The following is a 12,538-nucleotide window of genomic DNA, read 5'->3' on the forward strand; positions in this document are numbered from 1 at the left end:
TCGGGAGCCCATGCCGCGCTTCGACGCCTGCCTGAACATCGACGAGCTTCGCCGCGTCGCCCGCCGCCGCCTGCCGCGCGGCCTGTTCGAGTACATCGACCGCGGCACCGAGGACGAGGCTTCGCTGCGCGCCCTGCGCCGCTCCTTCGAGGATGTGCCGCTGGTGCCCCGCGTGCTGGTCGACACCAGCGGCCGGACCCTGCGCACGCCGCTGTTCGGCGTCGAGCGGCCGCTGCCGTTCGTGGTGGCGCCCACCGCCGCCGCCGGGCTGGTGCGCCATGACGGGGAGGTGCTGCTGGCGCAAGCGGCGAAGGCGGCCGGCGTGCCCTTCTGCGTCTCCACCCAGTCGATCACCAGCGTCGAGGCCATCGCCGCCTCCGGCGCCGAACTGTGGTTTCAGCTCTATGTCTGGCGCGACCGCACCCTGACCCATGACCTGCTCGAGCGCGTCGCGCGTGCCGGTGTCGGGACGCTGATCCTGACCGTGGACACGGCGGTGTCGCCCAAGCGCGAGTACAACCAGCGCAACGGCTTCGGCGTTCCCATCACGCCGTCGCTGCGCGGCGGGCTGGACGTGGCGAGCCATCCGGTGTGGCTGTGGACGGTGCTGCTGCGCTATCTGCGGACCGGCGGCTGGCCGGGCTACGCCCATTACCCGGCAGAGTTCCACACCCGCATCACCGACGCCGCGGCGAGCGACCGGGTGAAGCTGTGCGACCGGGTGGACTGGAGCGACGTGGCCGAGCTGCGCCGCCGCTGGAGCGGACGGATCATCCTGAAGGGCATCCTCAGCCTCGCCGACGCGCGCCGGGCGGCAGAAGCCGGGATGGACGGCATCGTCGTCTCCAACCATGGCGGGCGCAACCTCGACGCGGCGCCGGCGCCGCTCTCGGTCCTGCCGCGCATCGCCGGGGAGGTCGGGCACCGGCTGACGGTTCTGGCCGACAGCGGGGTGCGGCGCGGCAGCGACGCCGCCAAGCTGCTGGCGGCGGGGGCCGCCGGGGTGCTGCTCGGCCGTTCGATGCTCTACGGGCTGGCGGCCGGCGGACCGGCCGGGGCGGAACACGCCCTGGCGTTGCTGGGCGACGAACTCAGCCGGACCATGGCCCTGCTGGGTTGCCGGAGCGTCGCCGACCTGCGGGCCTGCCGGTTCGGCGCCGTGGAGGCGGCCGGAGAGCCGGCGGTGCGTCCGCTCACGCCCGTCAACTGATGCCCGTCAACTGATGCCGAGGTAGCGGCCCGGCTTGTGGTTGATGGCGAGGATCAGATTGACGATCGCCGCGCCCACCACCGACAGCAGCAGCCGGTCGGGCGCCAGCACGAAGAAGGCTGCCGCCAGGATCCACAGATCGACGGCGAGCTGGAACCAGCCGGCGCGGATGCCGTGGCGCTCCTGGAGATAGAGCGCCAGGATGTTGATGCCGCCGAGCCCGGTGCGGTGGCGGAACAGCATCAGCAGTCCGGTCCCGCACAGCCCGCCGCCGACGATCGTCGCGTAGACCGGGTCGAGGTGGGACAGGGTGATCCAGCTTTCGGTCAGGCGCGAGAACAGCGTCACCAGTCCGACGGCGACGAAGGTGCGCAGCGTGAAGCGCCAGCCCAACCGCTTCCAGGCCAGCGCGTAGAAGGGCAGGTTGATCAGGAAGAACAGCGTGCCGAACTCAAGGCGCGTCATGTAGCTGAGCAGCAGCGACACGCCGGCGATGCTGCCGGTCAGCAGCATCGTCTTGGTGTAGAGCATCATGCCCAACGCGATGAACAGCGTGCCGAGCAGCATCGCCAGCGCATCCTCGTAGAGCCGGTGGCGCTCGCCGGGGGCCTGGACGCCCGGCGCGGTGATCGTGTTGGACATGGGCCGTGCTCCGGGTCGGCGCAGGGGATCAGCGCAGGGCGGCGAACTTGGCCACGACGCTTTCCGCCTCCGCCGTCTTGAGCCCGGCGATGTTCACGCGGCCGGAGGTCGGCATGTAGATCGCGTGCTCCGAGCGCAGCCGCAGCACCTCGGCTTCGCTCAGCGGCAGCAGGGAGAACATGCCCTCCTGCGTCTCGATGGCCTGCAAGGCGGGCGCGACGCCGCGCAGCCCGGCGGCGAGGATGCGCCGCAGCCCCTGGATGCGGGCGCGCATGCCGTCCAGCTCGTCGATCCAGTCGCGGGTCAGCGCCTCGTCGCCCAGGATCGTCCGCACCACGGCGGCGCCGTGGTCGGGCGGCATCGAATAGCTGGTGCGGGCGAGCGCCATCAGGTTGGAACGGGCCAGATCGGCGGCGGCCGGCGCGGCGGCGACGGCGAAGATGGCGCCGGTCCGCTCGCGGTAGAGGCCGAAGGACTTCGACGACGAGACGGCGACCAGCGATTCCGGCACCGCGGCGACCAGGTGGCGCAGGCCGGCGGCGTCCTCGTCCAGCCCGCGGCCGAAGCCCTGGTAGGCGAGATCGATCAGCGGCAGCACGCCGCGCTTTTCCAGAGTTTCGGCGATCGCCGCCCATTGGTCGGCGGACAGCGGGGCGCCGGTCGGGTTGTGGCAGCTTCCGTGCAGCAGGGCGACGTCGCCGGCCCCGGCCCCGTCGAGCGCCGCGATCATGCGGTCGAACAGCACGGTCTGGCTGGCGCTGTCGAAGAAGGGATAGGTCGCCACCTCCAGCCCGGCGGCGGCGAAGATGCCGGCGTGGTTGGGCCAGCTCGGCATTCCGACCCAGATGCGCCGGGCGCCGCCGCGCAGCGCGAGGTCGGCCGCCAGCCGCAAGGCGCCCGAGCCGCCCGGAGTCTGCACCCCGGCGGCGGACAGCCGCGCGCCGGCCCCGCCGCCGACCAGCCGCCACAGCCGGTCGAGGTAGAGGGTGTCGCCCTCCAGCCCGAGGTAGGACTTGCTGTCCTGGCTGTCGAGCAGGATGCGCTCGGCCACCTTGACCGCCCGGAAGACGGGAGTCCGCCCCTCCTCGTCGCGGTAGACGCCGACACCGAGATCGACCTTGCCGGGGCGCTGGTCCTGCCTGTAGAGGCCGATCAGGGCGAGCAGGGCGTCGTCGGGCTGGCGGGTAAGGGCGCTGAACATGGTCGGGTCGTCCGGTCTTGCGGCGGGAAGCGGGGAGGGATCGGTTGCGCCCGATCCTCCACCTTCGGGCGGTCCGCCACAACGTCAATGTTCGCAAAGGCGGATCGCAAAGGGGACGAAGCGGGAGCGGGCCGGGCGGGGCCGCCGCGATGCGGCCCCGCGTCATCCGTCCCTCCGTTCCCCCGTTCTTTCAGGGGGCCGTGTGCAGGTGCGTGACGAACTTGGTGGTCAGGTAGCCGTCGAAGGTCTCCGACCCGCCCTCGCTGCCATAACCGCTGTCGTTCACGCCGCCGAACGGCGTCTCCGCCAGCGCCAGCCCGAAATGGTTGATCGACACCATGCCGGTCCGCAACCCTTGGCTCACCGCGTGGGCGGTATCGGCCGAGCGGGTGAACAGGTAGGCGGCGAGCCCGAAGGGCAGGACGTTGGCCCGGCCCAGCACCTCCTCGGCGCTGTCGAAGGGAGTCACGATGGCGAGCGGACCGAAGGGTTCCTCGCGCATCGCCCGGATGGTCCCGACGGCGCCATGGATGACGGTCGGTGCGTAGAAGAACCCGTCGCCCTCCAGCCGGTGCCCGCCGGTGGCGATGGCGGCACCCTGGGCGCGGGCGTCGGCGACCAGCGCCTCCATGGCCTCGACCCGGCGGCCATGGCAGAGCGGCCCCATGACGTTGCCCTCCTCCAGCCCGTTGCCGACCCTGGCGGCGGCGAGCCTGGCGGCGAAGCGCTCCAGGAAGCGGTCGTGCGCGCCCTTCTGCACGAAGAAGCGGGTCGGCGAGACGCAGACCTGTCCGGCGTTGCGCAGCTTGAACGCGGCCAGCGCATCGGCCGCCGCGTCGATGTCGGCGTCCTCGAAGACGATCACCGGGGCGTGGCCGCCCAACTCCATGGTGGTCCGCTTCATGTGCTGTCCGGCCAGCCCGGCCAGCAGCTTGCCGACCGGGACCGAGCCGGTGAAGGTCACCTTGCGCACCGCCGGATGCTCGATCAGCGTGCGCGACACCGCCCCCGGCTCGCCCCAGACGAGGTTGAGGCAGCCGGCCGGCAGTCCGGCCTCCTCGAACAGCCGGCCGATCGCCATCACGGCCGACGGCGTGTCCTCCGGCCCCTTGAGGACCATGGTGCAGCCGGCCCCCAGCGCCGCGCAGACCTTGCGGACCGCCTGGCTGAAGGGGAAGTTCCAGGGGGTGAAGGCGGCGCACACCCCGACCGGCTCGCGCAGGACCGACTGGCTGATCCGCGGGTTGCGGGCCGGGATGATGCGGCCGTAGATGCGCCGGCATTCCTCGGCGTGCCAGTCGGCGTGCTCGGCCGAGCCGCGCACCTCGGCCAGCGCCTCGGCCAGCGGCTTGCCCTGGTCCAGCGTGATGGCGCGGGCGATGGCGTCGGCGTTGGCCCGCACCAGATCGGCGAAGCGGCGCAGCACCGCCGAGCGGGTCATCGGCGAACTGGTGCGCCATTGGGCGAAGGCGCGCTCGGCGGCGGCGACGGCGCGCTCGAGGTCGGCCGGGGTGGCGTGCGGCAGGTGGCCCAGCAGGGCGCCGGTCGCCGGGTTGACGACCTCCTGCGTGGTCCGACCGTCCGCGTCGAGCCAGGCGCCGTCGATCAGCAGGCCGAGGGAGGGATAGGCGGGGACGGCGCTGTCGGTGTGGGTGTGCGGCACGGGAAAGGATCCTTGTGCGGTCGGGGTGCGGGTCTGGGAAAAAGAGACGCTTCCGGCCGATCTTAACCGATCGCCACCCGATAAAACCGCAGTCCGTTGCCGCCCAAGTGTTTTTTCGCCCCCGCCACGGCGCTTGCCAGCGGGTTCACCACGGTGGTACCGCCGCTCCGCCGCCGCCTCCCCCTGAACATCCGCCGCCGGAAGCTGTTTGTGATCCTGACAGCCCGAAGATTGTCCGTGCGGCCCCCGGGCGCGCCTCCGGGGGCCGGTGGGGGACACCGCGCCGATGAGCCTGCTGATCCGCCTCGTGGTTCTGGTGATCCTGGCGATGGTTCCGGCCGTCGCGATCCAGGTCCACAACGAGCGCGGCCTGCGCCGGGAGCGGGAGGCGGAGATCCACCAGCAGGCCGAACGGCTGCTCGCCCTCATCCAGGCGGAGCAGGCGCGGATGATCGAAGGCATCCGCGCGACGCTGGTGGCGGTGCGTCAGACCCGCTTCGCCCGCGAGGAGGACATTTCCTCCTGCCAGGACTACATGGAGCGCCTGCGGCCCGACTTCCCGGCTCACCTCAACCTTCTCGTCGTCGACCGCGACGGGACGATCCGTTGCGGCACCGCCCCCGGCGCCGTCGGACGGACGGTCGCCGACCGCGTCTACGTCCAGGCGGCGCTGCGCGGCAGCGGCTTCGCCGTCGGCGAGTACATCGAAAGCCGCGCGACCGGCCGGGCGGTGCTGCCCTTCGCCTTGGCGTTGCGGGACGCGGACGGCCAGCCGTCCGGTGTCGTCGCCGCCACGCTCGACATCGGCTGGTTCGAGGAACGCCTGCGCGCCATGCCGCTGCCGGCCGCCGCCGAGATCGTCGTCGCCGACCAGGGCGGGCATGCGCTGGTGCGGCTTCCGGCGCGGCCGGGAACGGCCGGCCGGCCGCTGTCCCCGCCCTATCTGGCGCTGATGACCGCCGCCCCCGGCACGGTGGAGATGGCGGACGAGGACGGCGTGACGCGCATCGTCGCCCATTCCTCCCTCGATTACGCCCCCAAGGAGCTGTACGTCACGGTCGGCCTCGACAAGGCCGCCGTCGCCGCCTCGCTCGACGGCGCGACGCGGCGTTCGGCGGGGATGCTCGGGCTGGGCTTCGCGCTGCTTCTCGCCACCGTCGTGATCGGAAGCCGCCGGTTGATCCTGAAGCCGGTCGCCACGCTGGTCGCGACGATGCGGCGCTGGCGGGCCGGCGACTGGTCGGCGCGCGCGCGGCTGCGGGGCGGCTCGGAGATCGCGACGCTCGGTCATGCCTTCGACGCGATGGCCGACGAGCTGGAGCGTCAGGTCGGCCAGCGCGAGCGGGTGGAGAGCGAGCTTCGCCGCAACACCGAACTGCTCGATCTGGTGATGGAATACATGCCGGCCGGCGTGTTCGTGATGGCGGCGGATGGCCGGATCATCCGGCAGAACGCGGCCGCGACGCGCATCTGGGGCGGCGAGCGCAAGGTCGGCGTCGACCGCTACGGCGAGTACAAGGCCTGGTGGTCCGACAGCGGCGAACCGGTCGCGCCCGACGCCTGGGCGGTCGTGCGGGCGGTCCGCGACGGGGAGACCCGGTTGGGCGAGATCATCGACATCGAGGGGTTCGACGGCAGCCGCAAGACGATCCGCAACTCCGCCGTGCCCCTGCGCAACGGCGACGGCGCCATCGTCGGCGCCGTCGCGGTGGTCGAGGACATCACGGAGAGGCTGGAGGCCGAGCGCCGCCTCGAGCGGAATCTGACGCTGCTCGACACCATCCTCGAATCCTCGCCCGATCCGATCTTCGTCAAGGACCGGGAGGGGCGCTACCTCGTGGCGAACTCGGCCGCCGCCTTCGTGTTCGGCATGAGGCGTCGGGATCTCGTCGGCGCGGCGGAGCGGGATCTCGCGGAGGCCGGAACCGCGAGGACCCTCCTGGAGCATGACCGCCGGATTATGGAGAGCGGGCAGGCCGAGACCATCGACGAAACGGTGTTCAGCAAGGGGCACGGCGGCCTGCGCCATTACCTGTCGACCAAGACCCCGCTGCGCGGGGACGGCGGGCGGGCGATCGGCATCATCGGCATCGCGCGGGACATCACCGCCCGCAAGCTGGCCGAGATGGCCCTGCGCGCCAGCGAGGAGCGCTACCGCGGTCTGGTCGAGACGCAGACGGAGATGATCTTGCGGATCGGCGTCGACGGGCGCCTCACCTTCGTGAACGACACCACCTGCCGGACGCTGGGCCATTCCCGCGCCGAGTTGCTCAACGCCCGCTGGACCGAGTTCGCCCATTCGGAGGACATCGAGACGATCCGGACCGCCATCGAGCGGACGCGGACGGCGCCGGACCACCGCGCCACCGTGGAAGCCCGCATCCGGACGGTGAAGGGCTTCCGCTGGTACGCCTGGGAGGGCTACGCGCTGTTCGACGAGAAGGGCGTCTTCGTCGAGAAGCAGTCGGTCGGTCGCGACGTCACCGAGCGCAAGGCGATGGAGGACGCGCTGCGGCGGACCAAGGAGGAGGCCGAACGCGCCAAGGAGACGGCCGAGCAGGCCAACCTCGCCAAGTCGAAGTTCCTCGCCGCCGCCAGCCACGACCTGCGCCAGCCGATGCAGTCGCTGTTCCTGTTCTCCGCGGCGCTCGCCCCCCATGTGACGAGCGAGCGGGGCCAGAGCACCCTCTCCTTGCTGGAGCGCGGGCTCGATACGTTGAAGGCGCTGCTCGACAGCCTGCTCGACGTGTCGCGCCTGGACGCGGGCGGGGTGCAGCCGCAGATCGCCGACCTGCCGCTCGACCGGATCGTCGAGGACATCGAGGTCGCCTGCACGCCGGTGGCCGCCGCCAAGGGGGTGCGGCTGACGGTCGAGCGCTCCTGCGGGGTGGTCGTCCGCTCCGACCCGACGCTGCTCGGGCGCATGATCCGCAATCTGGTCGAGAACGCGGTCCGCTACACCGAACGGGGGGAGATCCGGGTCGGCTGCGACGTCGCGGGCGGCTGGGTCCGCGTCGCGGTGAGCGACACCGGCATCGGCATCCCGCCCGAGCATCTGGAACACATCTTCGAGGAGTTCCATCAGGTCGGCAACGTCGAGCGCGACCGCAGCCAGGGCCTGGGCCTGGGACTGGCCATCGTGCGGCGGCTGTCGAGTCTGCTCGATCACCCGGTCCACGCCCGGTCGGTGTTGGGCCGAGGGTCGTGCTTCTCCATCGACGTGCCGCTCGGGCGGGCCGGGTCGCCTGGGCCGTCCTCCGGCCCATCGCCCTGCGCACCGGCGGCGGCGGTCGGGCAGGGGATGCTGGCGCTGGTCGTCGACGACGACGCCATGGTGCTGACCGGGCTGCGCACGGTGCTGACCGGCTGGAACTACGAGGTGGCCATCGCCGGGTCGGGGAACGAGGCGCTGGAGCGTCTGCGGGCCCTCGGCCGGCCGCCCGACATCGTCATCGCCGACTACCGGCTGCGCGACGGCGAGGTCGGCACGGCGGTCATCCAGCGGATCCGCGACGCCGTCGGGCAGCCGGTTCCCGGCATCATCCTCACCGGCGAGACCGGCCCCGAGCACCAGCGGGAGGCCGCCCGCCACGACCTGGGGCTGGCCCACAAGCCCGTCACGCCGCGCCAGCTCCACAGCGCCCTGGAACGGCTGCTGGGAGCCGTGCGCTGACACCCGTGTGCCGACACGGGGCCGGCTTGCGGTCCTGTCGCGTTGTCAGGCGGCGAGTTCCGGTTTCCTGCCGAGGGCGCGGGTGGCGCTGCGGCGGCCGTCCACGCCGACCGGCGGCTCGCCGGCGATGGAGCGGCGTATTCCGGAACAGGGATTGCGCGCCACCGCCGGTGCGCGCTTTCATGGCGGCGCGTGAACAGGGGAGGACCGACCATGGTTGAGTACCGATATCTTGGGCGCAGCGGCCTGAAGGTGGCGCCGCTGTCGCTGGGCACGATGATGTTCGGCGGCCAGACCGACGAGGCGACGTCACGCCGCATCATCGCCAAGGCCAAGGCGCAGGGGTTCAACTTTCTCGACACCGCCGACATCTACAACCAGGGCCGGTCGGAGGAGGTGGTGGGGCGCGCCATCACGGCCGACCGCCATGACTGGGTGCTGGCGACCAAGGTCGCCAACCCGATGGGCACGGGGCCGAACCAGTCCGGCCTCTCCCGCAAATGGATCGTCGAATCGGTGGAGAACAGCCTGCGCCGGCTGGGCACCGACTACATCGACATTCTCTATTTCCACCGGGCGCCCTTCGACCAACCGCTGGACGAGGCGGTGCGCGCCGTCGCCGATCTGGTGCGGGCCGGCAAGCTGCGCTATTTCGGCGTCTCCAACTTCCGCTCCTGGCGGATCGCCGAGGTGGCCAATCTGGCCGACCGTTGCGGCATCGACCGGCCGGTGGCGAGCCAGCCGCTCTACAACATCGTCAACCGCACCGCCGAGGTCGAGCAATTGCCGGCCGCCGCCCATTACGGCATCGGCGTGGTGTCCTATTCGCCGCTCGCGCGCGGCGTGCTGACCGGCAAATACGCGCCCGACGCGGCCCCGGCCCCGGATACCCGCGCCGGCCGCGCCGACAAGCGCATCCTGGAGACCGAATGGCGGCCCGAATCGCTGGCCGTCGCCCAGGAGATCCGGCGCCATGCCGAGGGGCGCGGGATTTCCGCGGCCGATTTCGCGCTTGCCTGGGTGTTGAACAACCGCCTGATCACCGCCGCCATCGCCGGCCCCCGCACGGAAGCGCAGTGGGACGCCTATGTGAGGGCGCTCGATTACCGCTTCACCGCCGATGACGAGGCGCTGGTCGACCGTCTGGTGGTCGCCGGCCATGCCTCCACGCACGGCTTCAACGATCCGGGCCATCCGGTCGAGGGACGGGTGCCGCGTTCCACGGCCTGACGTCGGCATCGACTGGAAAACCGCCATGGCGAGCCGGGCGGTAGCGGCGGGCCGGGCTTGCGGCTCCGCCGCGCCCGGCCCGCGGCGTTACGACGCCGATAGGATGGTGTCGGCGCCGACGGTGGCGCCGCTCTTCAGGACGAACTGGGTGGCGCCGTCGACCGCGCGCACCTCGGCCACCGTGTCGGAGATCACGCTGGCGGTGTCGAGCGCCTTGCCCTCCTTGTCCTTCGCCGTGATCCGCACCGTGTAGAGGCCGTCCGGCGCGGTGGCGCCGCCGCTGGTCTTGCCGTCCCAGCTGAAGGTCTGACGGCCGGTCTGCAAGGCGCCGGAGGCGGTCTTGACGACGGCGCCGGCGCTGTTCAGCACCTCGATCTTCACGCTGGCCGGGGTGCCGCTGACGGTGTAGGCGGTTTCGGCCTTGCCGTTGGACAGCGGCAGCGTGCTGGTCGCCGCCTCCACCTTGCGGCCGAGGAAGGCCATGTCCATCCGCATGCCGCTGCTCTTCAGCGTGTCGAGCACCTTGGTCAGCGTGTCGTTGCTCTTCATCGACTGCTCGACCGTGGAAAGCTGGGCGAGCTGCGTCATGAACTGGGTGGCGTCCATCGGCGCCAGCGGGTCCTGGTTGCGGAGCTGCGCGGTCAGCAGCTTCAGGAAGGACTCGTAATCGACGGTCGCCTTCTTCGTATCGTCGGTCGCCGTCTTGGCGGCTGTGCCGGTGAGGGTGGCGGCGGCGCTGGTGGTGGTCATGGGAGCGGTCCCTTATCAGATGGTGACGTCGACCAGCCCGTCGATCGGGCGCAGGGCGCGTTCGGGAGGCGTCTCGGCGGCGGCGTCGGTCAGCGACGAACCGCGCCAGGGGCTTTGCGACCCGCCGCCGTTTCCGCCGCCCTGGCCGAAGGCGGCGAAGCCGCGCGACTGACTGTCGCCTTGCAAGGAGAATTGCAGGTTGGCGTTGTCCAGCTTCAGCCCGGAATCGCCCAGTGCCTTTTCGAGCTGCTGGAGATCGCGGCGCAGCAGGGCCAGCGTGTCGGCGTTCTCGGCCTGGACCGAAAGCGTCACCTGCCCGTTGTTGACGTCGGCGACGACGCGGACCCGGCCCAGCTCGGCGGGGGCGAGGTCGATGTGGAACTCGCCGCCTCCGGCCTCGGCGACGCGGACCAGTGGGGCGGCCAACTGCGCCATCACGGGGGTGTGCGCCGCCGCCACGCGGCTCGACGCGGCGGCGGCGTACTGGGTGGCCGCCTGCCCGTGCAGGGCCGGCAGCGCGTCGAAGCCGGAGGATGCCGCGTTGCCCGGGGATGGGGTTGAGGCGGGAAGCTCGGCTGTCGGGTTGCCGTTCGTCTGAGGCTGTGCGTTGCGCGCGGCCTGTCCGGGCGCCTGCTGCTGGGCCTGCTGCTGGAGGATGGCGGACGGATCGGGCTTGCCGGCATCCGGCGCCGCGCGTCCGGCGGATCGTCCGGCGGATCGTCCGGTTCGGCGTGGATCCGCGTTGCCGTCCGTGGTGGGTTCCGGTGTTTCGGCGGTCTGCGGTGTCGCCGACACGCCGGCTTGCGCCGTCGCGGCCGGGATCGCAGCGGGCGTCGTGGCCGCCACCGCCGCCGGTTGCGCGGCCGCCGATGCGTCCGGCGCGACCGGAGGTGTGGCGGCCTGCGGCGCCGCCGGATTTGCCGGAAGGCCGGCGTCCGGCACGCCCTGCGGCGTTGCGGCGGCCGGCGCCTGTCCTGCGCCGGCCTTGTCGGAAGCCCACTGGCCAAGGGCGTCGGCGAGAATGGCGGGCGGTGCGGCGGGTGTTTCCGGCGCCTCGCTCAACAGGGGCGCGGCTCCGCCGTCCGGAGTGACCGTGGCGGCGTCCGCAGTGCCGGGCACGAGCGTCGGGCTTCCGGTTTCCGGCGGGACGGGACGGAACGGCGCGGCCAGCCAGGGCACCATCACCGGTTCGGTGGTGTCGGTGACCGTCGCCCTCGCGATGCTGTCCGCCCGGGAATCCTTGGGACGGTCCTTGGAGCCGGTGCGGGAGGGGGGATCGTCCGCGGCCTCGTCGCCGGCCGCCTCGTCGAGGAGGTCGGCGAAATCCTTGTCCTGCCGCTCGTCGTTCGCCGATGAAGGCGACGAGGCCGCGGCGGGGGAGGCGGCGGGGCGCGGCGGGGCCTTGATGACCTCGGGCAAGCTGGTCATGGCGCTCAATTCGTCAAAGTGGGGCGTGCCGTGACGGCGGCCGTCGTGGTGGGGGCGGCCTTGCGGTCGCCGGGCAGGGCGCGCCGCTGGAGGATCAGCCGGGTGACCTCGCGCGCCTTGGCGTCGGCCATCTCGGCCAGGATCGGCGCGGTGCGCCGCTCGGCGATGCGGTCGAGGACATCGACGACGATGTCGGTTTCCAGGTCGTTCAGGATGCGGGCGGCGTCGCGCGGCTTCATCGCCTCGTAAATGGCGACCATGCGGCGCAGATCCTCCTGCTGGAGGTTGGAACGCTGGGCCATCAGCGTCTCGACCTCGCGCTTCACCTCGGCGAGCCGCTGGATCTGCGTACCGACGCGGGTCTCGGTGGCGGCCAGAACGGCTTCGGCCTCGCGCAGGCGGTGCTGGCGGGTGGCGGTGTCGGCCTTCTGCTCGCCGATCGCCTCGCGCAGCAGCGGATCGGTGCAGTTGGGCGGCGCCAGCGACACCGGCGGCGGCGGCGTGGTGTCGGCCAGCGCCAGCGCGGGTTGAGACGGCGGCGGCGCGGTGCCGGGAGGCGGGGCGGCGGGGTCGGGCGGAGCGGCGGTCTTCAGGTCGGTCGCCCAGGGGCGCTCATGGCCGCCGAACTCGCGATCGAACTGCTGGGCGATCACCGGGAAACCGTCCATCAGCGCGCCGAGCTTCAACGGCAGCACCATCAGCACGGCGACCAGCGTGATGGGGAGAATGCGCGGGATCATC

At 72.0% G+C, this 12,538-nt stretch carries 9 protein-coding genes; 3 read left to right on the forward strand and 6 right to left on the reverse strand.

Annotated features, from left to right (window positions below):
• Positions 1-10: 10 nt before the first annotated feature.
• Positions 11-1,210: an alpha-hydroxy acid oxidase gene (locus JN22_RS34050; protein ID WP_085558308.1), complete on the forward strand. Its 1,200-nt coding sequence runs from the start codon at positions 11-13 to the stop codon at positions 1,208-1,210.
• A 6-nt stretch (positions 1,211-1,216) separates the two neighbouring features.
• On the opposite strand, the gene JN22_RS34055 is transcribed toward JN22_RS34050, so the two are convergent.
• The 3 genes from JN22_RS34055 to JN22_RS34065 all read right to left on the reverse strand — a co-directional run bounded on the left by JN22_RS34055 (position 1,217) and on the right by JN22_RS34065 (position 4,716).
• Positions 1,217-1,852: a YitT family protein gene (locus tag JN22_RS34055; protein ID WP_085558309.1), complete on the reverse strand. Its 636-nt coding sequence runs from the start codon at positions 1,850-1,852 to the stop codon at positions 1,217-1,219.
• Positions 1,853-1,880: 28 nt separating this feature from the next.
• Positions 1,881-3,053, reverse strand: a complete 1,173-nt coding sequence (locus JN22_RS34060) for an amino acid aminotransferase (protein WP_085558310.1) — start codon at positions 3,051-3,053, stop codon at positions 1,881-1,883.
• A 190-nt stretch (positions 3,054-3,243) separates the two neighbouring features.
• Entirely contained in the window at positions 3,244-4,716 is a 1,473-nt protein-coding gene (locus tag JN22_RS34065) for an NAD-dependent succinate-semialdehyde dehydrogenase (protein WP_179166335.1), read from the reverse strand.
• A 286-nt stretch (positions 4,717-5,002) separates the two neighbouring features.
• Between JN22_RS34065 and JN22_RS34070 the strand changes: the two genes are divergently transcribed.
• A complete protein-coding gene (locus tag JN22_RS34070) occupies positions 5,003-8,389 on the forward strand; it encodes a PAS domain S-box protein (protein ID WP_085558311.1) in 3,387 nt (1,128 codons plus the stop codon).
• Between the two features lie 213 nt (positions 8,390-8,602).
• Positions 8,603-9,619 carry an aldo/keto reductase gene (locus JN22_RS34075; RefSeq protein ID WP_085558312.1) on the forward strand — a complete coding sequence of 339 codons (1,017 nt, stop codon included), beginning with the start codon at positions 8,603-8,605 and terminating at the stop codon, positions 9,617-9,619.
• Between the two features lie 87 nt (positions 9,620-9,706).
• On the opposite strand, the gene JN22_RS34080 is transcribed toward JN22_RS34075, so the two are convergent.
• The 3 genes from JN22_RS34080 to JN22_RS34090 are packed head-to-tail and all read right to left on the reverse strand — an operon-like array spanning position 9,707 to position 12,537.
• A complete protein-coding gene (locus JN22_RS34080) occupies positions 9,707-10,369 on the reverse strand; it encodes a flagellar hook assembly protein FlgD (RefSeq protein ID WP_085558313.1) in 663 nt (220 codons plus the stop codon).
• Between the two features lie 15 nt (positions 10,370-10,384).
• The gene (locus JN22_RS34085) at positions 10,385-11,797 is read right to left on the reverse strand and encodes a flagellar hook-length control protein FliK (RefSeq protein WP_085558314.1); all 1,413 of its coding nucleotides are present in this window, start codon (positions 11,795-11,797) and stop codon (positions 10,385-10,387) included.
• 5 nt (positions 11,798-11,802) lie between these two features.
• Positions 11,803-12,537 carry a MotE family protein gene (locus tag JN22_RS34090; protein ID WP_085558315.1) on the reverse strand — a complete coding sequence of 245 codons (735 nt, stop codon included), beginning with the start codon at positions 12,535-12,537 and terminating at the stop codon, positions 11,803-11,805.
• Position 12,538: the final 1 nt, after the last annotated feature.

The organism is Azospirillum agricola (assembly GCF_020005195.1).
GTDB lineage: Bacteria > Pseudomonadota > Alphaproteobacteria > Azospirillales > Azospirillaceae > Azospirillum > Azospirillum agricola.

Coding starts and splice junctions, on each gene's coding strand:
- JN22_RS34050 (WP_085558308.1), top strand. CDS start 11: ATGCCGCGCTTCGACGCCTGCCTGAACATCGACGAGCTTCGCCGCGTC.
- JN22_RS34055 (WP_085558309.1), bottom strand. CDS start 1,852: ATGTCCAACACGATCACCGCGCCGGGCGTCCAGGCCCCCGGCGAGCGC.
- JN22_RS34060 (WP_085558310.1), bottom strand. CDS start 3,053: ATGTTCAGCGCCCTTACCCGCCAGCCCGACGACGCCCTGCTCGCCCTG.
- JN22_RS34070 (WP_085558311.1), top strand. CDS start 5,003: ATGAGCCTGCTGATCCGCCTCGTGGTTCTGGTGATCCTGGCGATGGTT.
- JN22_RS34075 (WP_085558312.1), top strand. CDS start 8,603: ATGGTTGAGTACCGATATCTTGGGCGCAGCGGCCTGAAGGTGGCGCCG.
- JN22_RS34080 (WP_085558313.1), bottom strand. CDS start 10,369: ATGACCACCACCAGCGCCGCCGCCACCCTCACCGGCACAGCCGCCAAG.
- JN22_RS34085 (WP_085558314.1), bottom strand. CDS start 11,797: ATGACCAGCTTGCCCGAGGTCATCAAGGCCCCGCCGCGCCCCGCCGCC.
- JN22_RS34090 (WP_085558315.1), bottom strand. CDS start 12,537: ATGATCCCGCGCATTCTCCCCATCACGCTGGTCGCCGTGCTGATGGTG.